At 65.2% G+C, this 21,415-nt stretch carries 24 protein-coding genes; 12 read left to right on the top strand and 12 right to left on the bottom strand.

The window, feature by feature from the left end:
* Positions 1 to 4: 4 nt before the first annotated feature.
* Complete coding sequence (locus AC6LJW_RS06750; protein WP_498086825.1) at positions 5 to 610, bottom strand: hypothetical protein; 606 nt, start codon at positions 608 to 610, stop codon at positions 5 to 7.
* Between the two features lie 203 nt (positions 611 to 813).
* On the opposite strand from AC6LJW_RS06750, the gene AC6LJW_RS06745 reads away from it, so the two are divergent.
* On the top strand, positions 814 to 1,143 hold the full coding sequence (locus tag AC6LJW_RS06745) for a YciI family protein (protein WP_427987957.1): 330 nt from the start codon (positions 814 to 816) through the stop codon (positions 1,141 to 1,143).
* Between the two features lie 6 nt (positions 1,144 to 1,149).
* On the opposite strand, the gene AC6LJW_RS06740 is transcribed toward AC6LJW_RS06745, so the two are convergent.
* Positions 1,150 to 1,806: a hypothetical protein gene (locus AC6LJW_RS06740; protein WP_498086824.1), complete on the bottom strand. Its 657-nt coding sequence runs from the start codon at positions 1,804 to 1,806 to the stop codon at positions 1,150 to 1,152.
* A gap of 255 nt (positions 1,807 to 2,061) precedes the next feature.
* Between AC6LJW_RS06740 and AC6LJW_RS06735 the strand changes: the two genes are divergently transcribed.
* The gene (locus AC6LJW_RS06735; protein WP_056561603.1) at positions 2,062 to 2,439 is read left to right on the top strand and encodes a VOC family protein; all 378 of its coding nucleotides are present in this window, start codon (positions 2,062 to 2,064) and stop codon (positions 2,437 to 2,439) included.
* Positions 2,440 to 2,451: 12 nt separating this feature from the next.
* Here AC6LJW_RS06735 and sorU read toward each other — a convergent pair whose 3' ends face one another.
* Both sorU and sorT read right to left on the bottom strand, forming a co-directional pair.
* Entirely contained in the window at positions 2,452 to 2,826 is a 375-nt protein-coding gene (sorU, locus tag AC6LJW_RS06730) for a SorU family sulfite dehydrogenase c-type cytochrome subunit (protein ID WP_235512039.1), read from the bottom strand.
* Between the two features lie 14 nt (positions 2,827 to 2,840).
* Entirely contained in the window at positions 2,841 to 4,106 is a 1,266-nt protein-coding gene (gene sorT, locus AC6LJW_RS06725) for a SorT family sulfite dehydrogenase catalytic subunit (RefSeq protein WP_498086823.1), read from the bottom strand.
* A 165-nt stretch (positions 4,107 to 4,271) separates the two neighbouring features.
* Between sorT and AC6LJW_RS06720 the strand changes: the two genes are divergently transcribed.
* Positions 4,272 to 4,793 (top strand): LysR substrate-binding domain-containing protein, encoded by a 522-nt coding sequence (locus AC6LJW_RS06720; RefSeq protein ID WP_498086822.1) that lies wholly within the window; start codon positions 4,272 to 4,274, stop codon positions 4,791 to 4,793.
* A gap of 2 nt (positions 4,794 to 4,795) precedes the next feature.
* Here the strand turns inward: AC6LJW_RS06720 and AC6LJW_RS06715 are convergent, their stop codons facing one another.
* Positions 4,796 to 5,233, bottom strand: coding sequence for a helix-turn-helix domain-containing protein (locus tag AC6LJW_RS06715; protein ID WP_156395097.1), 438 nt, complete (start codon positions 5,231 to 5,233; stop codon positions 4,796 to 4,798).
* A gap of 150 nt (positions 5,234 to 5,383) precedes the next feature.
* On the opposite strand from AC6LJW_RS06715, the gene AC6LJW_RS06710 reads away from it, so the two are divergent.
* From AC6LJW_RS06710 to AC6LJW_RS06700, 3 genes are all read left to right on the top strand, one after another.
* Positions 5,384 to 5,935 carry an OmpA/MotB family protein gene (locus AC6LJW_RS06710; RefSeq protein WP_498086821.1) on the top strand — a complete coding sequence of 184 codons (552 nt, stop codon included), beginning with the start codon at positions 5,384 to 5,386 and terminating at the stop codon, positions 5,933 to 5,935.
* Between the two features lie 213 nt (positions 5,936 to 6,148).
* The gene (locus AC6LJW_RS06705; protein WP_498086820.1) at positions 6,149 to 7,132 is read left to right on the top strand and encodes a Bug family tripartite tricarboxylate transporter substrate binding protein; all 984 of its coding nucleotides are present in this window, start codon (positions 6,149 to 6,151) and stop codon (positions 7,130 to 7,132) included.
* 22 nt (positions 7,133 to 7,154) lie between these two features.
* Positions 7,155 to 8,345 (top strand): M24 family metallopeptidase, encoded by a 1,191-nt coding sequence (locus AC6LJW_RS06700; protein WP_498086819.1) that lies wholly within the window; start codon positions 7,155 to 7,157, stop codon positions 8,343 to 8,345.
* Here AC6LJW_RS06700 and AC6LJW_RS06695 read toward each other — a convergent pair.
* Complete coding sequence (locus AC6LJW_RS06695) at positions 8,338 to 9,303, bottom strand: LysR substrate-binding domain-containing protein (RefSeq protein ID WP_056561592.1); 966 nt, start codon at positions 9,301 to 9,303, stop codon at positions 8,338 to 8,340. The genes AC6LJW_RS06700 and AC6LJW_RS06695 overlap by 8 nt on opposite strands.
* 142 nt (positions 9,304 to 9,445) lie before the next feature.
* On the opposite strand from AC6LJW_RS06695, the gene AC6LJW_RS06690 reads away from it, so the two are divergent.
* Together AC6LJW_RS06690 and AC6LJW_RS06685 are read left to right on the top strand one after the other, a co-directional pair.
* Positions 9,446 to 9,916, top strand: coding sequence for a GAF domain-containing protein (locus AC6LJW_RS06690; protein ID WP_498086818.1), 471 nt, complete (start codon positions 9,446 to 9,448; stop codon positions 9,914 to 9,916).
* A gap of 14 nt (positions 9,917 to 9,930) precedes the next feature.
* Positions 9,931 to 10,899 (top strand): Bug family tripartite tricarboxylate transporter substrate binding protein, encoded by a 969-nt coding sequence (locus AC6LJW_RS06685; RefSeq protein WP_056561590.1) that lies wholly within the window; start codon positions 9,931 to 9,933, stop codon positions 10,897 to 10,899.
* Here the strand turns inward: AC6LJW_RS06685 and AC6LJW_RS06680 are convergent.
* From AC6LJW_RS06680 to AC6LJW_RS06670, 3 genes are all read right to left on the bottom strand, one after another.
* Positions 10,896 to 11,489, bottom strand: a complete 594-nt coding sequence (locus tag AC6LJW_RS06680; protein ID WP_498086817.1) for an HD domain-containing protein — start codon at positions 11,487 to 11,489, stop codon at positions 10,896 to 10,898. The genes AC6LJW_RS06685 and AC6LJW_RS06680 overlap by 4 nt on opposite strands.
* A 62-nt stretch (positions 11,490 to 11,551) precedes the next feature.
* Positions 11,552 to 13,300, bottom strand: coding sequence for a SulP family inorganic anion transporter (locus AC6LJW_RS06675; RefSeq protein ID WP_498086816.1), 1,749 nt, complete (start codon positions 13,298 to 13,300; stop codon positions 11,552 to 11,554).
* Between the two features lie 50 nt (positions 13,301 to 13,350).
* On the bottom strand, positions 13,351 to 13,686 hold the full coding sequence (locus tag AC6LJW_RS06670) for a MerR family transcriptional regulator (RefSeq protein ID WP_498086815.1): 336 nt from the start codon (positions 13,684 to 13,686) through the stop codon (positions 13,351 to 13,353).
* Between the two features lie 50 nt (positions 13,687 to 13,736).
* Between AC6LJW_RS06670 and AC6LJW_RS06665 the strand changes: the two genes are divergently transcribed.
* From AC6LJW_RS06665 to AC6LJW_RS06650, 4 genes are all read left to right on the top strand, one after another.
* A complete protein-coding gene (locus AC6LJW_RS06665) occupies positions 13,737 to 14,636 on the top strand; it encodes an alpha/beta fold hydrolase (protein ID WP_498086814.1) in 900 nt (299 codons plus the stop codon).
* A 130-nt stretch (positions 14,637 to 14,766) separates the two neighbouring features.
* The gene (locus AC6LJW_RS06660; RefSeq protein WP_056561580.1) at positions 14,767 to 15,693 is read left to right on the top strand and encodes a helix-turn-helix domain-containing protein; all 927 of its coding nucleotides are present in this window, start codon (positions 14,767 to 14,769) and stop codon (positions 15,691 to 15,693) included.
* 165 nt (positions 15,694 to 15,858) lie between these two features.
* Positions 15,859 to 16,971, top strand: a complete 1,113-nt coding sequence (locus AC6LJW_RS06655) for a cyclic nucleotide-binding domain-containing protein (RefSeq protein WP_056566548.1) — start codon at positions 15,859 to 15,861, stop codon at positions 16,969 to 16,971.
* 133 nt (positions 16,972 to 17,104) lie between these two features.
* Positions 17,105 to 18,115: a Bug family tripartite tricarboxylate transporter substrate binding protein gene (locus AC6LJW_RS06650; RefSeq protein ID WP_056561579.1), complete on the top strand. Its 1,011-nt coding sequence runs from the start codon at positions 17,105 to 17,107 to the stop codon at positions 18,113 to 18,115.
* Positions 18,116 to 18,186: 71 nt separating this feature from the next.
* Here the strand turns inward: AC6LJW_RS06650 and AC6LJW_RS06645 are convergent, their stop codons facing one another.
* From AC6LJW_RS06645 to AC6LJW_RS06635, 3 genes are read right to left on the bottom strand one after another with little or no spacing between them, the layout of a single operon-like run.
* On the bottom strand, positions 18,187 to 20,094 hold the full coding sequence (locus AC6LJW_RS06645; protein ID WP_498086813.1) for an amidohydrolase: 1,908 nt from the start codon (positions 20,092 to 20,094) through the stop codon (positions 18,187 to 18,189).
* Complete coding sequence (locus AC6LJW_RS06640; RefSeq protein ID WP_056561574.1) at positions 20,087 to 20,386, bottom strand: XapX domain-containing protein; 300 nt, start codon at positions 20,384 to 20,386, stop codon at positions 20,087 to 20,089. The genes AC6LJW_RS06645 and AC6LJW_RS06640 overlap by 8 nt, the downstream gene beginning before the upstream one ends.
* Before the next feature lie 13 nt (positions 20,387 to 20,399).
* On the bottom strand, positions 20,400 to 21,053 hold the full coding sequence (locus tag AC6LJW_RS06635; RefSeq protein WP_056561572.1) for a hydrolase: 654 nt from the start codon (positions 21,051 to 21,053) through the stop codon (positions 20,400 to 20,402).
* Between the last annotated feature and the right edge of the window lie 362 nt (positions 21,054 to 21,415).

Raw genomic sequence — 21,415 nt, 5'->3', positions numbered from 1 at the left:
GCGGCTATTGCGACAGATCGTCAGGGATGGGCTTGCGCGGCTTGCGGGGCGTGTAGTCGGCGACGCCGGCGTGTTCCGCTGCGCTTCGTGCCTTGGCGGCCGCGGTAACCGGCGCGACCATCGGCGGCGGCGTGCCTGTCACGGCCGGCAGCGCGGGCGCGAGCACGGTCGGGATGCCGACGGCATATCGATACGCCTGCAGCGGCAGCAGCGCGTCGATCGTGCCCAGATCATGCTCCGCCTCGGCGCGCGCCTCAAGCCGCGTCTGTTCGTCTTTCACGGCTTGACTTGCCGCTGCCGTCCGCGCGTCCAGCCTTGCCAACTGCGCGTGAAACGCCTGCACGGCAAGCTTCAGGCAGTGCGCCGTGTAATCGTCATGCAGCAGGTCCGCAGACGGCGCCAGGTTGTGATCCGCGGGAGCCCGGGGGCGTTGCGCGGCACTGGTCGGCAGGGCCGGCGCGCGTGTGGCGTAGATGCGATGGAACGGTGTCGGCGGCGTGCGTGCGACGCGATCTGCGCGCAGTTGAGCGCCCACGCGTTCGGTGCGGTACGCGTCCCCGGCATCGTCGGTTCTGACCGCACTTGTCGGGGCGATTGAGGAAGGGAGCATGGGCGTCTGGCTGGGCTAAGCGATGGACCAATCTACTAGTTGGTCGGTAGCGTGTCAAGGCTGAATCAGACCCGGGGGCGGTTAATGCCGAACGGGCCGCACAGTGCGTGCGACAGTGCCGGGGGCCGGACATGCACGCATTGGCGCAGTGTTAAAACCTTCGGGACGGGCGCAGCGCGCCGTACACGTCACAGGAGAAGACCATGCCCATGTTCATCACGATCGGTTATGGCGATCAGCAGGGCTATGACAGCACGGACAAAGCCATTCGCGATGCCGCCCATGCGCACGATGCCGCCCTGCAGAACGCGGGCGTGCTGATGGGCGTGGCGGGGACGCCGGTGCAAGTGCGCAATCCGGACGCGGCGGGCGTCGAAACGGTGCAGGGGCCGTACCTGAACGCGCCGCTGCCGCTCGCGGGCTTTGCCGTCATCGAGGCAGCTGATTTGGCCGAGGCCATCGAGAAAGTGTCCCGCACGCCCTGTGCGGTGGCGCATGGCGTCGTGGAGGTGTGGCCGCTGGAGCGGCGGTAGCACGCGTTACTGGTCGACCGATCGCATATCGCAGGTCGTCTCGGACGATGCGCACACGCCGCGAAACCACGCGCGTCCGCGCGTGCGGTCCTTGTCGGCCAGCAGTTCCCATGTGGCGCTGTGGCGCATCTCGTAATCCAGCAGCAGCCATTCGCTGTCGCACGCCACGATGCCGCGCAAGGTGGCACGTTCGGTCAACCAGTCGCTGCCCAGGTCCAGCAAACGTTCGCTGCCGGCGTCCGGGCGGGCGTATCCCCGCGCCGATTGAATGCCGACCTGGGCGTCCCCGGCGGCGATCCAGCCTTCGCCTTGATAGACGGGCCGCGGCGGGCTGCGGTCGCTGCCGCTCATGGCGTCGCTGGCGTTCCTGATCTTCAGCCAGCCGTCACGCGCCTCGGTCACGTCGAAGGTGACGCTGTAGAGGTCGACCTCGGGATCGGGACTGTCGCCGCGCGTGGTGGGCAGCGCGCCGACCTGCTTGGCGCTGGCGGAGGGTGACGCGCGCACCAGGATCGCGGGCTTGTCATTGGTCGTCCAGCCCGAAACGCGGCATGCGGTGGGTCCAGGTGGCGTCCAGGCGGACCCTTTCACAGCGGGTTCAGCTTGGAGGGCGGGCGATAACGCCAGGGCGGCAAGCAGCAGAGTGAACGGTCGGAGCATCATGAGGGATCGCTTCGTCGGAAGAGGGTGGCCAGCCTATCTGGTCGGAAGAGTCTGGCTGGCAGAGTCTGGCAGTCAAAGAGCCTACCATGGCAGCGGCGGCGTCCCTTGCTGCGCAGGCGCCGCGGTTGCGCAGGCCGCGTGATACGGATAGATTGCACGTCGTGGGCACCGTCCTGCTGTTCCAAACAATGAAGCGCGTGAATGTTGACCAGCACGTCTGGAGGTGAGTGCGGCTTCGCAACCTGAGTCTCCAACATGACCAAAAACGTCAACCACGATGTCCGCTTCGGCCGGATTGCAGCCATGCTGCCCGTCAAGGACATGCGTCGTGCCCACGATTTCTACACCGGCGTCCTGGGCTTTAGCAAAACCTTCGAGAACGGCAGTCCCGTCGGCTTCATGATCTTGAAGCGCGATCAAGGCGAGCTGCATCTGACCTTGCAGCCCGGCCATCAAGCCGCCAAATTCAATGTGGCTCACCTGATGGTCGATGACGTCGACGCGCTGTTTGCCGTGTGCCAGCAGTACGGCTTACGGATCGTGAAAAGCCTGCAGGACAAGGATTACGGCCTGCGGGCGTTCGTGTTCGAGGACCCGGACGGCAATCGTATCGATGTGGGTCAGGTGATCTGACACGCGCACCGGCTACTGTGCCCCGGTCGCGCCCGACACATACTGCGCCAACGCCTGCACGTCCGCATCGCTCAAGGCCTCGAACGCCGGCATGACGCCGATCCCGTTGCGCACGGCCTGCGTGACGCGGTTGGCGTCGGGTTTCAGTTCATCCAGGTTCGGTCCGATGGTCCCGGCCGCGCCGGCATCGGCCAGCGTGTGGCAGACGGCACAGGCCGGGGTTGTCGACTTCAGGAACAAGGCGCGGCCCGCCTCGGCATTGGGCGGTTCCGCCGCCCATGCTGCAGCGCCCGCAAGCAGGCAAGCGCCCGCGGCGAACGCGGTGCGGACCCGCCACCCGACGGGGCGGCGGGATGCAATTTGCTGCTTTGCTTCACGGTTTTGCATCGATTCCGCCATCCTCAAGACACATTGATGGCCAGACCGTGGTCGCGCCAACTGCTGTTGATGTAGCCCGGCGCGTTCTCGAAACGATTCTCCACCTGCACGTTGCCCTGCGTGTCTTCGACGCGGCTGACCAGCATGTGCTGGCCCACTGTCAGTTCCACCGGCAGCGCGAACTGGCGCCACGCGTACTTGCCGAGATCCGGTCCGATTAGCGCGGCCGCTTTCCAGGTTTTTCCCCCGTCAATCGACACATCCACACGCTTGACCGCGTGCATGCCCCCAAACGCCACACCGCGCACCACGACGCGTCCAGCCTTCACGGGCTGGCCGTTTGCGCCCGGCGCGTTGATCCACGATTTGGGCTCCATGGCCCAGACCGACGGCTGATCAGGGCTGGGCTTGGCGTCCATCGGCGTCAGGCGGTAGCCGGTCTGCTGGATCTTTGCGGGGCTTTGCTCGGCGGTGAACGCCAGCCGCTTGATGTACTTGACGTTGTTCACGCCGGTATAGCCCGGCACGATCAGCCGCAACGGGCCGCCGTGGGCGAGTGACAACGGCTCGCCGTTCATCTCCCAGGCCAGCATGGCGTCCTGCATGGCCTCGCGCGGCACCGAGCGTTCGACCAGCAGCGATTTCGGATCCAGGCCTTCGGGCAGCACCTCGCCGCCGGTGCCGGTCATGAAGGCGGGCGTGCCATCAAGGCCGCCCAGGTATTCCACGAGCGTGCGCACCGGCACCCCCGTCCACATCACGCAGCCTGCCGCGCCCACTTCCCACGGCGTGCCGCTGGGCTTGTGCGGAAAGAAGCCGCGGCCGTTGCCGGAGCACTGCAGCACCGTGGCGATCGATTCCACGCCCAGTGTCTTCAGGTCGCCCACGGTCAGCGAGCGCGGTTGCTTGACGCCCTGGATCTCGACCTTCCAGCCGTCCCGGTCGTTCAGGATGGCGGCGTCCGGCGGCGGCAGGTTGTTGCGGACATAGAGCTGGCGCGACGGCGTGATGATGCCGTCGCCAAAAGCGCTGCGGCGCGTCTCGATGGTGTTGGCGCTGTGCACGATGACGCTGTCGGCGTCCTTCCAGGCCGCGTACGCCGGCAGGGGCTTCGCCGTGGATGCGGCCGCGGGCTTGGCTGCGGGCGCAGTTGCAGGCGCGGCGGCGGGCTTGGCGGGCGCATCGCTGGCGCGCGCGATGCCGCTGGCGCTCAGACCGGCCGCGGCCAGGGCGCTGGCGCTGCCAGCCAGCAGGCGGCGCCGTGCGGGGTTGCGTGGGGTTGTCTCCATGGCTTGCCTCTCTGGTTGCCGCGTCCCGCAGGGCGAGCGCGGTGTTGTGCTTATGGCGGCCCAGCGCTTGCGGCCTTCCGCATCATCGGCAATGCCCCTCTTTATGTCAACGGGTTCTAAAGAACTATAGGTTTACGGTCATTTCAGATATAAGAGTTTCGGATATTGGGTTCAACGCCGCAGAGAACGGATTTCGTCCTCGACTGCGCCATTCGCAGCAGCGAGCTGACGGATTCGACGCTGGTGGCGCGCAGCCTTGGCCACCTTGCATGGGTGACCTGCGCATCGCCCCAATACCTGGGCCGCTTCGGCGAGCCGAAATCGGTAGAAGCGTTGCACGCGCATCGGGTAGTCAACTATCTGTCCAACGCCACCGGCCGGCCGCTGGATTGGCGGTTCCGTGTTGACGGTGAAAATGTGCCAATGGCCTTGCCAAGCCGCTATTCGGTCAACGAGACCGAGGCCTATCTGCATTGCGGCCTGGAGGGGCTGGGCCTGATTCAACTGTCGGCGCTCGCGGCGTCTCCGTATCTGCGCAGCGGCCGCTTGCGCGAGGTATTGGCGGATGCGCGGTGCGAGCCGGTGCAGATTTCGATTGTCTATCCGCAGGTGCGGGCGACAGCGGCGGTGAAGGCTTTCGTTCAGTGGGTGCTGGACATCAGCCGGCAGGCGCTGGCGGGATGCTAGCGTCACGGGCTGACACGCGCCGCCTGCGCCTCCTGCCGGTACGTGTGCGGCGCGACGCCACTTGCTTTCCTGAATGCCCGGGAAAAATTAGCCGGTGTGGAATAACCAGAATCCATGGCGATCTGCGTGATGGAAACCGCGCTGCCCCGTAGCAGGTCTTCAGCGCGACGCAGACGCGCGATATTGGATAGCTCACGAAAGCTGACGCCGCCTTCGCGACGCAGTACGCGTTGCAGGGTGCGCACGCTAGTGCCCATCGCCTTGGCCGTGCTGTCGATGGAGACGGCGCCAGCCTGCATCTGAATGCGGATGTGCGAGATGACGGTGGCCAGATACTCGCAGTCCGCGCCAGTGTCTGATTCCGCCGCCGGCACACACTCCCCGGCATCCGTGCCCTGCGGCCCCGGCGTTGGCGTCATATGAGTGGTGGCGTCATTCACTTGTGCTTATTCTTCGCGTGTAGTTGCGAGAATCTGCTAGCGCGCTTCCTGCCTGGCAGAAATCGGAGTGATGTGCCTTCGGATATTACCTAAGCCAACGAGAGGCGAGGCCTCTTTTTATTTGGCTTACAAACCTGACGGAGAATCGCAATGACACTACACAAAACCATCTTGGCGCTGTGCGTAGTATTGGCGGTTTCGGGTTGCGTGACCAAGCAGACCTACGACAAAGAGGCGCAGCTGGCAGCGGAATATTCCGCGCTCAACAAACAGCTCTCGGCCGAACTGAGCGGCGACCAAGTGCAGATTACTCAGTTTCAGAACGAACTGAAGGTCACCATGGTGAACGAGATTCTGTTTCCCGAAGGCGGGTGGAGTCTCAGTTCCAAAGGCGAACATACGCTGGCCAAGATCGTGCCCACGCTTTCCAATCTGCAGGGCAAGCAGGTCGTCGTAGAAGGGTTCACCGACAACGAACCCATCGGGCCGGCATTGAAGCGGCAGTTTCCCTCCAATCTCGAACTGTCATCCGCGCGAGCGGACAACGTGGCGCGTTATCTGATCGCCAAGGGCGTATCGCCAAATACGATTTCCGCTGAAGGGTTCGGCGAGGCGCGGCCGGTCGCCAGCAACTCGACCCCGGAAGGCCGGGCCAAGAACCGGCGCGTGGAGATCGTGATCACAGCGGCGGGCAGGCCCTAGGCAGGCGCCCCGGCCGCACGGTCGGACTCCATGGCGGAAGGCGCCCGCGCAATCCGAAGGACGCCTTCCGCGTGCAGCTGCCATGCAATTACGCTTATGGAACCCTCAGGTTTATTCATTGGGCGCTAATGCCCAATCTCCCCATAATCCGACTGGCTTTATGCCATGCCGTCACCCGACGGCGCATTTGTTGGATCAAGGGGAAATACAAACATGCAGGGAAGTTTTCTGGCGCGCGTCTGCCGGGTGGCAGGGGTTGCGTGCGCGTTGCTTGCAAGCACGGCGGCAGTTGCCGCGGATTATCCGGCGCGGCCGATCAAACTGGTGGTGCCGCAGGCGGCGGGAGGCGGCACGGATGTCATCGGACGATTGTGGGCCGATTATCTGTCGCGCCATTTGAAGACGCCCGTGGTCGTGGAGAACCGTCCCGGCGCCAATGGCATCCTGGCGTCGAGTTACGTCGCCAAGCAGCCGGCGGATGGATACACGGTGCTGGTCAGCGGGATCTCGTATCTGGCCTTCAACCCGCATATGTACAAGGACCTGCCATACCAGCCCGCGCGGGATTTTGATGGCATCAGCCTGCTGGTCAACACACCGTTTCTGCTGGTCGCCGGCACGCAGACGGGCATCCGCTCGCTGGACGAACTGGTCCAGCAGGCCAAGGCCAATCCGGGTGCGTTGAACTTTGCCTCGGCGGGCAAGGGCAACTCCACGCATCTGGTCGTGGAGATGCTGGCCAAGCGCATGGGCATGGCGCTTACGCACGTGCCGTACAACGGAGCGGCCGCCGGCCTGACCAGCGTCATGGCGAACCAGACGCAGTTGATGGCTGACGTCCTGAACACCGGCGAGGTGCAGGCCAAGGCCGGCAAGGTTGTCCCGCTGGCCGTCGTGGGCGCCACGCGCGCGGCGAGCGTGCCGGATGTGCCGACGCTGGGCGAACTTGGCATGGCCGACTTCCCGCTGCCCGGCTGGTATGCGCTGGTCGCGCCCAAGGGCACGCCTGCCCACGCCATTGATCGGCTCAACGCCGAAACCCGCCGCTTTTTCGACGACCCCGCGGTCATGGCGCGCCTGCAGGAATTGCAGTTGGAGCCGCTGCCTTCCGCGCCGGAAACGGTTGCGCAATGGACGCAGCGCGACAGCGCCACCTGGGGACCGTTGATCCGCCAGCTTGGCCTGAGCAACGACTGACCCCGACTCACAAGGAATCACCATGCCCAAACTCACCAATGCTGTCTGGCGCTACCGGCTGGACAAGATGAACACGCTGATGGACGAACTGGCCGTCGACGCCATCGTCTTCACGTCGGCCGACTTTTTCCAGTTTGCGACCAACTTCCACACGGACGTGCTGCCGTGGGAGCGTCCGATCTTTGCGGTGGTGCCGCGCAGCGGCGATCCTTTCCTCGTCATGAACGAGCTGTCCACGCACCATATGCGGTTTTCGCAGGAGCAGGGCAAGGTGTGGATCACCGACATCAGCTACTACGCCGAGCATCCGCGCGTGACGAACCGGCTGCCGCTGATCGGACAGCTACCCGAGCTGGTGGCCGCAAGGCTGAGGGGAGCGGGGCTGGCGCGCTCGCGGGTTGCGGTCGAAGGCGGCAGCCCGGTGCTGGCGCAGGTTGCCCGCATCCTGCCCGAGATCGTGGTGCGGCCGGCTACGCCGGAGTGCCGGTCATTGCGCTGGCAGAAGCACGAAGAGGAGCTGGCCGTGATGGCGGCCGCGGCGTCCATTTCGGATTGGATTCAAGACCGCTACCGCGAGAACATCCAGCCGGGCCGCCTGGTGCAGGAACTGGACTTCGCGATGGCCTCGCTGTTTGTGCAGGAAGCCGCCACGCGCTTTCCGGGCGAGCATTTCGAGGTGATCCGGTGCTGGACCCTGAGCGGTCCGGCCTCTGCCTCGCCGCATGGCGACGGCGCGTCGTGCGGCGCGCGCATCAAGGAAGGGGATGTGCTGGTCAACATCGTCATTCCCCGGCTCAATGGCCTGACCATCGAGAACGAGCGCACCTGGTTCTGCGGCACGCCCTCGGCCGAGCAGGTCCGGTTGTGGTCGGCGGCAAAGGCGGCGAACGAAGCCGCCATTGCTGCCGCACGCACGGGTAATCCTGTCTGCATGATCGACGCGGCGGCGCAGGCCGAGATCGAGAAAGCCGGGTTCGCTGATTTCATCCGGCATCGGACCGGACACGCCGTGGGCATCATCCACCACGAGTACCCCGAAGACATGGCGTTTTGCCAGCGGCCGCTGTTGCCCAATGAGGTGTATTCGGCCGAGCCGGGCATCTACGCCTACGGTATCGGCGGCTTCCGACTGGACGACACGGTCGTCGTGGGCGACACGCCGCGCGTACTGACCAATACGCCCAAGACCCTGGAATACGCGACGGTCAAGTAGCAGCGGGGCTTGCGCCTGCGATGGAGAGGAGGCTTCGGGCTTCGTCACGGAGCGTTTCCCGCAAGGCGGGCAGGACGATGCTGGGCGAGTCCGCTGCCCACAACATTCCGATGGGCCCGAATTCCAGGCGCGACGGCATGCGCAGTATGCGGATGAGGTTGAGCTGTTCATACATGTGCGCAACCGAACTGGCCAGCGTGGCGATGTAGTCGCGATCCTGGAGCATCGACAGCAATGCCACCAGCGAACTGGTTTCCACGGCCGGCTTGGGGGGCGGCATGCCGGCATCGGCGACCGCCTGATCCAGCCGCGCGCGCGACAGCGTGCCGGGCGGAGGCAGGACCCAGGGATAGCCGCCGGTGTCTTCCCATTTGGGCGCCGCCAATTGCGCAAGCGGATGGCCGCGCCGGGCGACGACGCTGAACGAGTCGGTCATCAGCCATTCGGTGCACAGCCCGGATCGGCTGGCGCGCACGTCGAGGGGGCCGATGATGAGATCGACTTCGCGGCGTTCGACGCGCTCGATCAAAGGTTCCAGCAGACCTTCGACCAGTTCGATCTGAACATTGGGTGCACGCTGATGCAACGCCGCGATGGCGCGCGGCAGCAGGACAGGGGCCGCGGAAAGAATCGTTCCGATATGCAGGTGGCCCGCCACGCCACCCTTTACCGCTTCGATCTCCTCGCCGGTGCGGGCGGTGTCGCCCAGCACGCGGCAGGCGTAGCGCCACAGCGCGCGTCCGGCCTCGGTCAACTCAAGGGTGCGACCTCGTACAAAAAGCGGTGTGCCGACCAGGTCTTCCATGTCGCTCAACCAATGCGACAGCGCCGGCTGCGTCATGTGCATGGCCTTGGCGGCCGCGGTAACGGTGCCGGCGCTTTCCAGGGCGGCGAGGACCTGCAGATGGCGTAGCTTGAGCCGGCGGGTCCAGGAAAGGTCGGTGGGGGCGGTATCCATGCGGAAATGGTAATGGATATCTCAGCTTTATTCATTGGCGGGATATGGGGGCACGCCCCAAAATGCCTTTCCAAGATTCAACGGGATTCCTGCGGTGATGCGTTCAAGTGATTTGACTTCCCAGGCGCTGGCGCTGGACAGCGTGGCAGCGGCCTTGATGCGGAACCCGCAGCCGGAAAGCGGCCTGGAGGCCCTGGCGGCGGCGCTGTCGGCGCGCGTTGGCTACCGGCTGTTCACCGTGTTGGTCCTTGACCGGCAGGCAGGACTGAGCCGCCGGTTCTATTCGAGTGAGCCCGATGCCTACCCGACCGACGGCGCCAAGCCCATCCGCACGGACAGCGACTTCTATGCCCAGGTCGTGGAGCAGGGCCGGCCCCGGATTTGCGCGGATCGCAGTGCCTGCAAGGCGGCGTTTCCCGATCATGAGCGCATCTTTGCCCTGGATTGCGAAAGCGCGGTCAACGTGCCCGTGCGTTGGGACGGTCAGACCATCGCCTCCTTGAACCTGCTGCATCAGGCCGGATGGTATCGGGAAGCAATGTTTTCCGAGCTTTGCTGGTATGCGGCGCTTGCCATTCCCGTCATACAAAAGATCATTCACACAGCCCGATAAACAGGGGGAAAACCATGAAACGCTCAAGCGTCACGATTGCCGCATTGCTGTTGTCGCTGGGAATGGCGTCTGCCCAAGCGGCGGATGCCTATCCGGCCAAGCCCATCACGATCGTCTATCCGTATGCGCCGGGTTCGGCATCGGACACCTTGACGCGCCTGTTGGCCGACGCCATGTCCAAGAAACTGGGGCAGCCAGTCATCGTCGACAGCAAGCCGGGCGCGGGCGGCTCTATCGCGACCGAGCATGTCGTGCGGGCCGCACCCGACGGCTACACGCTGCTGCTCAGCGCAAGCGGCACCATCGCAGTCAATCCTCACATCTACAAGCTGCGCTACAACCCCGTCGAGGACTTGGCGCAGATCTCCATCGCGGTGGAAGTGCCGTTTGTGTTTGTCGTCGGCAAGGACTTTCCGGCGCAGGATTACGCTTCGTTCAAGACGCTTAGCGCGCAGAAGCCAGGCGGCCTGACGTCGGCCAACGCAGGACTGGGCACGCAGGCCCATCTGACGCAGGCGGCGTTCGCGCGGCTGGCGGCCGTCAACCTCAGCATCATTGGCTATAAGGGCGCGGCGCCGGCAGTCAACGACATCCTGGGCGGCCATGTGGACTCGATGATGGACAACGCTGCCTCGCAGATCCCGTATGTCACGTCGGGCAAGACGACCGCGCTGTTCGTGACCAGCGACTACCGGTTCGAGGGCTACCCCAAGGTGCCCACGGCCAAGGAATTGGGCATCACGGGTTTAGTGCCCGCGGGATGGTTCGGACTTGCGGCGCCCAAAGGCACGCCGCAAGCTGCCATCGACACGGTGCAGAAGGCTTTGGCGACCACGCTTGAAGAACCCGATGTCCAGCGCAAGCTCAAGGAACTGGGTTGGGTGATCGTGGGCAACACACCGGCACAGGCGTTGGAACGGGCGCGGGCCGACTACACGCGGCTGGGGCAAGTCGTTCGAGACATTGACCTGAAGCCGAACTAATGCGCTGCAAAGTGCCGCGTCACCCATTCCTCGCACACCGTCCACAGCTGCGGCGCGCCGCGCTGGATGGCGGGCCCGTATCGTGCAAAGACCTGTTCCAACGACACGCCGCTCTCGGTCCACGTCCCGCCTTCCGTGAAGACGTTGATCAGCAAGGGCTGAAAGCGGTCCAGCGCCTTGGCAAATCGGGCATCGTCGGTTTCGGCCCGTTCGAACTCGTGCCAGAGCGCCAGGAAGGCATCGCCTTGCGGCGCGGGCAGCAGGCCGAACAGCCGCGCCGCGGCTTCGGATTCCTTGGCGGCCTGAATGTCGTGGCCGGTTGTGCCGTGGATGGGGACATCCCCGACGTCGATTTCGACAATGTCGTGCAACAGCAGCATCTGCATGACGCGCGTCGTGTCGACGGCGCCGCAGGCGTATTCGCTTAAAACAAGCGCGTACATGGCGAGGTGCCAGGAGTGCTCGGCGGAGTTTTCCTTGCGGCTCTTGTCCAGCAACGGTGACTGGCGCACGACCGTCTTGAGCCGGTCGATCTCGCGCAGGAATGCGAGCTGCTGTTCGAGTCTGCCGGTTTGCACGGAGTTCAACATATGCTTTGGTCCTTCTGGGCGCGGCGAGGCGCTATTCAGCGCGTTTCGCCCGGCATCTTGCGTCATGAGTGGCGCTCCGTGTTGCTTGGAGAAGGATCTTCCCGCCCAAAATAGTCGTCCACCGCGCTGCCGACGGTTGGATGAAAATGGTCGTCGCTGAACAACCGCGACAGTTCAAACCGCTTGAGCTTGTCCCGCACGGGATCCTTCATCTCCGCGAAATGCAGCGCGATGCCTTCGCGCGATAGCGTTTCGCACAGTTCGCGCAGCATGTCGGCGGAGGTGACGTCGACGCTGGTGACGGGTTCGGCTGCCACGACCACGCGCCGCACGGGCGAGGGCGATGCCTCCACGGCTTCGAGCAAGCGCTGCTGAAAGAGTTCGGCGTTGGCGAAGAACAGCGGCGCATCCCAACGAAACAGCACCAGACCGTCGATCAGCGCGGCATTCGGGTACCGCTTCAGGTCGTGATAACCGCGAAGGTTGGGCACGCGTCCCAGCACCGCGAAATGCGGCCGCCAGCCATCCCACAGGAATTCAATGACGGCGATGACCACCGCCAGGCAGATGCCGGGAATCGCGCCAAACACCGCGACCGCGGCAAAGCACAGCATGGAAAGCCAGAATTCCCATTGCTGAATGCGGTAGATGCGCCGCAAGTCCTTGAATTCGAAAAGGCCGATGGCGGCGGCGATCACGACCGCGGCCAGCGCGCTGTTGGGCAAGTGGCGCAGCAGATTCGGCGCGGCGATGAGTAGCGCGCCAACCGCCAGTGCGCCAACGACGCCGGTGAGCTGCGTGCGCGAGCCGGCCGCTTCGGCCACCGGCGTGCGCGACGCGCTGCTGCTGATCGGAAAACCCTGGAAAAAGCCCGCCGCCAGATTCGCCACGCCCAGTCCCACCATCTCCTGGTTCGGGTCCACGCGCGTGTGCGTGCGCGCGGCATAAGTCCGCGACAGCACGCTGGTGTCGGCGAACGCAATCAGCGCCACCGCGCAGCCGCCCAGCACGATCTTGACGAGATCGGCATTACTGAGCCAGGGCCAGGCAAGGCTGGGCAAACCTTGCGGAATCTCGCCCAGCACTTTTACGCCTTGGGCGTCCAGGCCAAACAGTTTGACCGCCAGCGTCGCGAGGATCACGGCAATCAGGATGCCCGGTACGCGGTCGAAGCGCTTGAGCAGCAGAATCACTACCAGGCTTGCGGCGCCGACCGCGAAGCTTGGCCAATGGGTCTGACCATCGGCCACGGCCAGCGCGAGTTGCTGCATTTCCTGCAGGGGGCCGGCGTCGTCGATGGAGATGTCGAACAGCTTAGGCAACTGGCTGACCAGCACGGTCAGCGCGATGCCGTTCATGTAGCCATAGCGGATGGGCTTGGACAGCAGCTCGGTGATGAAGCCCAGCCGCATCAGGCCCAGCACGATGCAGAACAGTCCCGAGACGACGGCCATCATGCTGGCCGCGGCGATGGCACGCATGGGATCGCCGTTGGACACGCTGAGCACGACCGCCAGAATGGGCGCGGCCAAGGCAGAATCCGGGCCCAGCACCAGGATGCGGCTCGGGCCGAACAGCGCGTAGGCCAGCATGGGAATGATGGTGGCATATAGCCCGTAGACGCCCGGAACCCCCGAGGCTTCGGCATAGGCGATTCCGACCGGCACGAGCATGGTGGTCAGGACAAGGCCGGCGGCGATGTCCTTGGGTAGCCATGCGGCCTGATAGGACTTCAACAGCGCCAGGCCGGGCAGCCAGCGCAACCAGTTGGGCGCATGCTTGGCGGGGGAGCGGGGCGTCGAGGTAGCCATGGAATCCCGGTATGAAAGCGTGCGCTACGGGTGGGGGACTTCGCCGCGCATCATCGCGGGGAAGGGGTGCCGGTATCTTCAAGCATCTCGCGCAGCCGGGCGCGGCGGCGCTCGAGGTCGGCGATCTGGCGCTCGACGGATGCCAACCGCCGGCGCTGCACCTCGGACGTCTCCGGACAGGCCGCCGCGCCTTCGATCAGCCGCATGCAGTCGGGAAACCCGCGGATTTCCGCCAGCGTGAAGCCGGAAGCGATCAGGCGCTGTATCTGCCTGACCTGTGTGACGGCGGCGGCGGGAAAGGTGCGGTATCCATTGTCCGCCCGGGCCGATGCCAAGAGACCGTGGTCGTCGTAGTGCCGCAGCGAACGGGCGCTTGACCTTGACATAGGTGTGAGGGTTGAAACTGGCGCTCCTTCAATCTTTCGGATGCATCAGTATGCAATGCAGAACCTTCTTTCGCCACGTGGCGGCAGCCGTCTTGTTCGTCGCGGCCTCGGCGGCTGCGCACGCGCAGTCCCGGCAATACACCGTCACGTCGCCCGATGGCGTGACACTCGCCGTCCAGGAGGCCGGCAAGTCCGATGGCCCGCCGGTCGTCTTCGTGCACGGGCTGCTGGGCAGCCACCTTAATTGGGAGGCTCAGCTTTCCAGTCCGGCGCTGCAAGGCTATCGGCTGATCGCCTACGATCTGCGGGGCCACGGCCAGTCGGGCAAGCCGGTGGATGCGGCGGCGTATACGGACGGCCGGCGCTGGGCGGACGATCTGGCTGCAGTGATCAAAGCGACCGGCGTGCGCGATCCCGTGGTCGTCGGATGGTCCCTGGGCGCCGCCGTGACAACCAACTACCTTGCCGCATATGGCGATGCGCAGATTGCAGGCGCCGTCTATGTAGGCGGCGTGATCGAGCTGGACCCCACGCAGATCGCGCCGCATCCAGCGCTTTACCGAGACATGGTGTCGCCCGATCTGAAAACCCACCTGGACGCGGAGCGTGAATTCATCGGTCTGTGCTTTGCGCAACCGCCCGATGGCGTCACGTTCCAACGACTCCTGGCCAATGCCGCCGTGGCGTCCTTCGACATGCAGGCCGCGGTGCAATCGATGACGGTCGCGGCGGCGCGCGGCCTTGGCTCGGCGCGCAAGCCCGTGCTGCTGATCTACGGTGCGAAGGACGCGTTGGTGCAGCCCGCGCCGTCAATCGCGCGGGCAAGGGAACTGAACCCCCACGTGCGCAGTACGGTCTATGCGGCATCCGGGCACGCGCCGTTCATGGAGGAGGCGGACAGGTTCAACCGGGAGCTGGCTGCGTTTGTTGACAGCGTCGTGACTCGCTAAGGGGCCGGATAGCCCTGGGGGCGGGTTGCGCTCGCAATGGCCGCGCTTGCGAAATGTTGCTTGTTGCAAAGCAGCATCGCCTGCTATCTTCGAGCCCGAAATGCGTTTGCCCCCGATTTGGACAGCTTCAATGCCCGCCTCCCAGCTCCTGATACCCGAACCCATGCCTGCGCGGTCCACCGACACGCTGGGCTGCTCGGCCAGCAAGCTGGCTGTGAACCAGGAGTTCCACGGGGGCGGATTGACGTTCTACCGCAAGCGCACCGAGACCGCTCAGTTCGGCAGCGTGGAAACGCCTGCGTCCGATCGTGGCTTTCTCGTGGGCATGGCGCTGCGTGGCGGCCACCGCCGCCGCATCTTGCAGGGCAATCACGCGTCGACGCACGATTTTGATGCCGGCTCGATCTACATCCGCGACTTCACCGATGATTACCGGGCCGACCTGCAAGGCGGGTTCGATTTCCTGCTGGTCGAAATGTCCCGCGCGTTCATCGAACGCATCAACGACGAGAAGGGCGGCCCGCGTGTCAGCAGCCTGCTGCCGCGCAATGGGCAGCCGGATCCGGTGCTGGGCCATCTGTCGCAGGTGCTGGCGGGCGTGGTGGCCGATCCCTCGCAGACGAGTGGACTCTTCATTGACCATTTGAGTCTGGCCCTCGGCACGCACCTGCTGACGCAATACGGGGCCGGGGCGACCAGCGGCTGGGCGGACTCGGGCGGGGCCCGTGTGCTGTCCCGCAAACTGGAAGCGCGCGCCAAGGACATGCTGCTGGCCTCGCTGCGCGAGGACGCTTCCATTGCGGACATCGCCGAGGCCTGCAATCTGTCGCGCAGCTACTTCATCAAGGCGTTCCGCCAGACGGTCGGCACGACTCCGCATCGTTGGCTGCTGGAGCAGCGGGTGCTAAAGGCTCAGGAACTGCTGCGGTCTCCGGGCCGGTCCATCACCGACGTCGCGCTCTTGTGCGGCTTTGCCGACCAAGCGCATATGACGCGCGTGTTCACCAGCGTGGTGGGAGTGGCGCCGGGGGCGTGGCGTAGGGAACACGGGGCTTGAAGTAGCGCTTCGCTGCCGGCAGCCTGCATGGCGCAGCTCGTTGCCGCGGACGCGACCGGTGCGCTTTCATACAAAGCAAGACGCAAGTGGGCAAGACACGCCCCGCGCCGCGGCGCTATCTTGATGGAATATCGTCCACCATCCCGGATGTTCCGAAACCGTTCCATGCGTGTTCTTGCCGCCGGCGCCTCGCCGGCCAACCCTCCAGCCGATCTTGCCGCGCTGCATGCGCAGGCGTTCCCGATGCTGCCGCGCGCGCTGATCGAGCGCGCTGCGCCCTATGGCGAAGAAATGTCGGCCGAGCCCGGCCGTGTTCTGCTGAATAGCGGTGATCGCGAAGCCGCGTTCTACATCCTGCTGCAGGGCTTTGCGGAAGTGCTGGAAGCAGAGGCTGGCGGCACGATGCGCAGCTTGCTCATTCACCGAGACGGCGAATTCACGGGCAGCCTGGACCTCTTCACCGACCGGCCGAATGCGGTCACGGTGCGGGCCAACACCCCAAGCCGCCTGCTGCGGCTGAGCCGCGCAGCGCTTGAAGCGCTGATCCTGACGGAACGGCCACTGGCGGAAATCATTCTGCGCGCGTTCATGCTGCGGCGTATCGGGTACCTGCGGCAACGTCCGTATGGGGGCGCCATTCTGCGGTCGGTGAAGCGCGGCGAACAGGAAGATTCCGTCATGGACCTGGCGGTAATCGGGGGCGGTCCGGCGGGATTGGCCGCCGCCGCCTACGCCGCCTCCGAGGGACTGCAGACATTGCTGGTGGGCGGCTCGCTGTCCTGTGGCGACGCACCAGGGCTGGACATGCTGAAGGGGTTTCCAGGCACGATCACCGGATTGTGCGAAGGCCCGCTGCTGCACCGCGCCGAAGACCAGAGCAAGCGCTTTGGCGCGCACGTGCTGCCCCTGCGCTCCGTCAGCCGCTTCGACGGCGGCTGTTACCCCTATCGGGTGTGGCTGGACGACGGCCGGCTGATCGAGGCGCGCAGCCTGATCGTCGCGACCGGCAGGCAGGCGGGCGATGCGGATACGATTCCCGATCAAGCGAACACCGCGTGGCTGGACGGCTGGCTGGACACGGACGACCAGGGCTATATCCATACGGGACGCGCCGCGGCGGGATCGATGCAGGCGCGCGCCTATGAAAGCTCGCAGCCGGGCGTGTTTGCGGTGGGGGCGGCGCGTGCGGGGTCGGTGAAACACGTGTTGGCGAGCATTGCCGAGGGCGCGGCTGCGGTTCGGGTGGTGCATCGGTTCTTGGATGCGTCGGCGCATTGAGCCTCATCCAAATGCCCTAAGACCCGCAAGGATTTTGTGGACAGACCATAAAGTTTTTTCTCTTTGCGCCCGCGAGAGTTTGCGAATATGCGTTTAAAGCTTTCCAGCCATAAGAACGCATCGGGAGACAACCATGATCTGTAAGCCCGCCGCGCGCAAGCGCGTCCACGCCGTCGCGGCCGCCTTCATCGCGGCCGCTGCGTTTGCGGTCCCCGGCATTGCATCCGCGCAGGCCGCCGACAACTACCCCAGCAAACCCATCCGCCTGATCATTCCTTACCCGCCGGGAGGCGCGACCGACGTGATCGGGCGCATCGTGGGGCAGCGCTTGAGCGAAGAGATCGGCGGCCAGGTTGTAATTGAGAACCGGGGCGGGGCTGGGGGCAATATCGGCGCTGCCGAGGTGGCTCGCGCTCAGCCCGATGGCTATACCCTCCTGATGGGGGCGCTGACCTCGCACTCGGTCATGGCTACCCTGGAGAAAGACTCCATCGCGTACGACCTGCGCAAGGATTTCGCGCCCGCCGGCGTGGTCGGCTTCGTGCCGCTGGTGGCCGTGGTCAATCCCAAATTGCCGATCAAATCGCTGTCCGAGCTGGTGACCTACGCCAAGGCCAATCCGGGCAAGCTCAACTTCGCCTCGTCGGGCGCCGGCGCGCCGCAGCGCATGGCCATGGAGCTGTTCAAGCAGATCGCAGGTGTCAACATCGTGCACGTGGCCTATCGCGGCAGCGGGCCGGCCATGACTGACCTGGTCGGGGGCCAGGTCGAGACGATGACCGAGACGGTTCCCGCCGCAATCTCTTTCATCAAGTCCGGCCAGTTGCGTCCGTTGGCCGTGCTTACGCCCCAGCGCATCTCGATGCTGCCGGACATTCCCACCGCCGAAGAGCAAGGTTTCAGCGGCTTCAACGTCAGTTCGCTCTTTGGTGTGATGGCGCCGGCAGGCACGCCGGCTCCGATCGTGGCCAAGATCAACAAGGCGCTGACGACGGCGCTGGCCAAGGACGATGCCAAGAACCAGTTGCTGGAGCAAGGCGTTTACGCGGACGCGCTAGACGTGGAAGCGTCAAAGGCGCGTCTGAACGCCGAGATCGAGCAGTGGGCAAAGGTCATCCGCGAGGGCGGCATCACCGTCAATTAGCTGAAAGAAGCGTGCCCCGGGCGTCCTGAACCATCGACGCGGCCGCGGTCCTGCCCCGGCCGCGCGAGTCGTCAGACGGCCCAGCAGGCGCAGCCCAGCGCGCCCCAGAACCCTTTCAGGTCGGAGACGGGCAGCTTGCTGGTCCACGCGCCAGCGTGCTGGTGGCCGTGGACGTTGCAGTCGTTGGCGCACGCGCAGGCGGCCGCCGCTTCGCGCAGGGTGGCCTGCAGCGGCTTGCCTTCGCTGTCGCCCCAGGCGCCGTAGCCGCCGAACAGGCGCGTGGGCGACCAGTCGGGCATGGCCGGCGGCGGCGCGGACTCGTCGTGCGCGGCGAAGTCGCCCGCGCCCCAGACCACCTTGCCGCCCACGACGGTCAGCAGGCTGCTGGTGTCGGCGATCTCGGATTCCGGGCACGAGAAAAAGTCGCGATCGGGCACGATCAGGTCGGCCAGCTGACCCGCGGCGATGCGGCCCTTTTTGCCTTGCTCGTTCGAAAACCAGGTGACGTTCTCGGTCCACATCCGCAGGGCGGCGTCGCGGTCCAGGCAGTTGCGCTGCGGGGTCAGGCGCAGGCCGCCCACCGTTTTGCCCGTGATCAGCCACGACAGCGAGACCCACGGGTTGTACGAGGCAACGCGGGTGGCGTCGGTGCCGGCCGACACGTTGACGCCTTTTTCAAGCATGCGCTTGACGGGCGGCGTGGCCTCGGCGGCGCCAGGGCCGTAGCGTTCGACGAAGTATTCGCCCTGGTAGGCCATGCGGTGCTGCACGGCCACGCCGCCGCCCAGCGCGGCGATGCGGTCGATGGAGCGTTCGGAGATCGTCTCGGCGTGGTCGAAGAACCAGTTCAGTCCGGCCAGCGGCACGTCCTTGTTCACGCGCTCGAAGACGTCCAGCGAGCGCGAGATGGTTTCGTCGTACGTGGCGTGCATGCGCCAGGGCCAGCGGTTCTGCGCCAGGATGCGCACCACTTCCTCGAGATCGCCTTCCATTTCGGGACCCATCTCGGGGCGCGGCTGGCGGAAGTCTTCGAAGTCGGCCGCCGAAAATACCAGCATTTCACCCGCGCCGTTGTGGCGGAAGTAGTCGGTGCCTTGCTTGTACTGCGACGTGGCCGTCCAGTTCAGGAAGTCTTCCTTTTCCTGCTTGGGCTTCTGGGTGAAGAGGTTGTAGGCCAGGCGGATCGTCAACTGATCGGCGTCGGCCAGTTGCTGAATGACCTGGTAGTCCTCGGGGTAGTTCTGGTTACCACCGCCTGCATCGATGGCGCCAGTAACACCCAAGCGGTTCAGATCGCGCATGAAGTGGCGCGTGGAATTGACCTGGTATTCGAATGGCAGCTTGGGACCCTTGGCCAACGTGGCGTACAGGATCGACGCGTTGGGCTTGGCAAGGAGCAGCCCGGTCGGATTGCCCGCCGAATCCCGCACGATCTCGCCGCCGGGGGGCGCGGGCGTGTTCTTGTCGTAGCCGACGGCGCGAAGGGCGGCGGCGTTGAGCAGGGCGCGGTCGTACAGGTGCAGGATGAACACGGGCGTATCGGGCGCCACCGCGTTCAGTTCCTCAATGGTGGGCAGGCGCTTTTCCGCGAACTGATGTTCGGTGAAGCCGCCGACCACGCGGACCCACTGGGGCGCGGGCGTGATGGCGACCTGGCGGCGCAGCATGGCCATGGCGTCGGCCAGGCTGGTCACGCCATCCCAGCGCAGTTCCATGTTGTAGTTCAGCCCGCCACGGATGATGTGCAGGTGATTGTCGATCAGGCCGGGCAGCACGCCGCGTCCGCCCAGCGCGATGACGCGGGTGGCCGGGCCTGCCAGGGGGAGGATGTCGCTGGCGGCGCCCACGCGCGTGAAACGGCCGTCCTTGATGGCGACCGCGTCGGCAATGGGGTTGGCGGGGTCCAGGGTCGTGAAACGGCCCTGATGCAGGATGAGGTCGGGGGCGCCTTGGCGCGCGGGATCCAGGGTGTCAGCCATTGCGCTTGTCTCCACATGCATCGGCGGGTTGTTGGGCGGTGTCGGCGGACGCCTTGGGGCAGCTGGGCAGTTCGCCGAACATGTGCGGTTTTACCTGTTCATGAATGAAGGACGTGCGGGTGGGCTCGTCCGCCAGCAGGCGCTTGACCAGCGGGGGAATCTGCTCCCCCGCCAGGATGCCCAGCAAGCCAACCAGCGCGATCACTGGTGGCGCGGGCGATCGCACATTGAACAGGGCGTAGATGATACCGACCAACAGGCCGAGTCCCAAGGAAACGAGGTAGACCTTCATTGGCGCGCTCCTGTCAGCCTTCGTGGGCGTTGAACATGGACTTGGCGTAGATGATGCCCAGGCCATAGGCGCCGCCGAACTTGCGGGCAATGCCGGTCGTCATGTCGTAGGTGTCGATGCGGGCCCAGTCGCGCTGCAATTCCAGCAGATACTGCAACGCGGTGATCGGCTGGCCGCCAGCCTGAACGATACGCTCAATGGCACGGTTATGGGCTTCGGCGGACACGTCGCCGCAGGCGTCGGTGATCACATAAACCTCGAAGCCCTGGTCCAGCGCCGACAGGGCCGGGCCGACGATGCATACGCTGGTCCACAGACCGGCCAGCACGATGCGCTTCTTGCCGATTTCATTGATCTGCTTGATGACGGCGGCGTCTTCCCAGGTGTTCATGGACGTGCGGTCCAGGAGCGGCCGGCCGGGGAACGGCGTGGTGACTTCTTCGAACATGGGGCCGGAAAAGCTCTTTTCGGCAACCGTCGTCAGGATCGTGGACACACCGAAGCCAGCGGCGGCATGGGCCACCAGCGCGGCGTTGCTGCGCAGCGTGACGGCGTCAATGGAGTGGGTCGCGAACGCCATCTGCGACTGGAAGTCGATCATGATCAGCGTGTGATCGTGCGGGGACAGCAGCTTGGCGCCGGGGGTGGGGGTCGCAATGACAGGCACGGGTGATTCCTTCGGTTGCCAGGGTGTGGGACCCCGGCAATGTGCCAGCCGCCCGGCGGGCCGTATTGAACGATAGTCCGCCGGTTTGAAGATTGTGATTGCGGCGGGCGCTCACTTGGACAAAGGCGGTGCGTATTGGCGGGACGAATCGACGAAACGAACTGGCGAAACGGTGTATCGCCACGAGAGAGGCGCTGGGGTACGCTGCTCGAGTCCCGGCGCGTCGCATCATTCCTTCTCGGAGAACCCCATGGGCCTGGCTTTTCAGAACGAAATGCACGACGACTTTGGCTTGCGGCCGGTCGCTTACATGCCGTATGGCGCGGCGGATCTGGGGGAGATTCTGGCCGTGGGGCGGGTGG

The organism is Achromobacter sp. 1012554356 (assembly GCF_059760815.1).
Note: the sequence above shows the minus strand (reverse complement) of the source record. Positions and strands in the feature narration are given on the sequence as shown.

Bases quoted from the DNA above. Each gene is read 5' to 3' on its own strand.
- AC6LJW_RS06750 (WP_498086825.1), bottom strand. From the start codon at position 610: ATGCTCCCTTCCTCAATCGCCCCGACAAGTGCGGTCAGAACCGACGAT.
- AC6LJW_RS06745 (WP_427987957.1), top strand. From the start codon at position 814: ATGCCCATGTTCATCACGATCGGTTATGGCGATCAGCAGGGCTATGAC.
- AC6LJW_RS06740 (WP_498086824.1), bottom strand. From the start codon at position 1,806: ATGATGCTCCGACCGTTCACTCTGCTGCTTGCCGCCCTGGCGTTATCG.
- AC6LJW_RS06735 (WP_056561603.1), top strand. From the start codon at position 2,062: ATGACCAAAAACGTCAACCACGATGTCCGCTTCGGCCGGATTGCAGCC.
- sorU (WP_235512039.1), bottom strand. From the start codon at position 2,826: ATGCAAAACCGTGAAGCAAAGCAGCAAATTGCATCCCGCCGCCCCGTC.
- sorT (WP_498086823.1), bottom strand. From the start codon at position 4,106: ATGGAGACAACCCCACGCAACCCCGCACGGCGCCGCCTGCTGGCTGGC.
- AC6LJW_RS06710 (WP_498086821.1), top strand. From the start codon at position 5,384: ATGACACTACACAAAACCATCTTGGCGCTGTGCGTAGTATTGGCGGTT.
- AC6LJW_RS06705 (WP_498086820.1), top strand. From the start codon at position 6,149: ATGCAGGGAAGTTTTCTGGCGCGCGTCTGCCGGGTGGCAGGGGTTGCG.
- AC6LJW_RS06700 (WP_498086819.1), top strand. From the start codon at position 7,155: ATGCCCAAACTCACCAATGCTGTCTGGCGCTACCGGCTGGACAAGATG.
- AC6LJW_RS06695 (WP_056561592.1), bottom strand. From the start codon at position 9,303: ATGGATACCGCCCCCACCGACCTTTCCTGGACCCGCCGGCTCAAGCTA.
- AC6LJW_RS06685 (WP_056561590.1), top strand. From the start codon at position 9,931: ATGAAACGCTCAAGCGTCACGATTGCCGCATTGCTGTTGTCGCTGGGA.
- AC6LJW_RS06680 (WP_498086817.1), bottom strand. From the start codon at position 11,489: ATGTTGAACTCCGTGCAAACCGGCAGACTCGAACAGCAGCTCGCATTC.
- AC6LJW_RS06675 (WP_498086816.1), bottom strand. From the start codon at position 13,300: ATGGCTACCTCGACGCCCCGCTCCCCCGCCAAGCATGCGCCCAACTGG.
- AC6LJW_RS06670 (WP_498086815.1), bottom strand. From the start codon at position 13,686: ATGTCAAGGTCAAGCGCCCGTTCGCTGCGGCACTACGACGACCACGGT.
- AC6LJW_RS06665 (WP_498086814.1), top strand. From the start codon at position 13,737: ATGCAATGCAGAACCTTCTTTCGCCACGTGGCGGCAGCCGTCTTGTTC.
- AC6LJW_RS06660 (WP_056561580.1), top strand. From the start codon at position 14,767: ATGCCCGCCTCCCAGCTCCTGATACCCGAACCCATGCCTGCGCGGTCC.
- AC6LJW_RS06655 (WP_056566548.1), top strand. From the start codon at position 15,859: ATGCGTGTTCTTGCCGCCGGCGCCTCGCCGGCCAACCCTCCAGCCGAT.
- AC6LJW_RS06650 (WP_056561579.1), top strand. From the start codon at position 17,105: ATGATCTGTAAGCCCGCCGCGCGCAAGCGCGTCCACGCCGTCGCGGCC.
- AC6LJW_RS06645 (WP_498086813.1), bottom strand. From the start codon at position 20,094: ATGGCTGACACCCTGGATCCCGCGCGCCAAGGCGCCCCCGACCTCATC.
- AC6LJW_RS06640 (WP_056561574.1), bottom strand. From the start codon at position 20,386: ATGAAGGTCTACCTCGTTTCCTTGGGACTCGGCCTGTTGGTCGGTATC.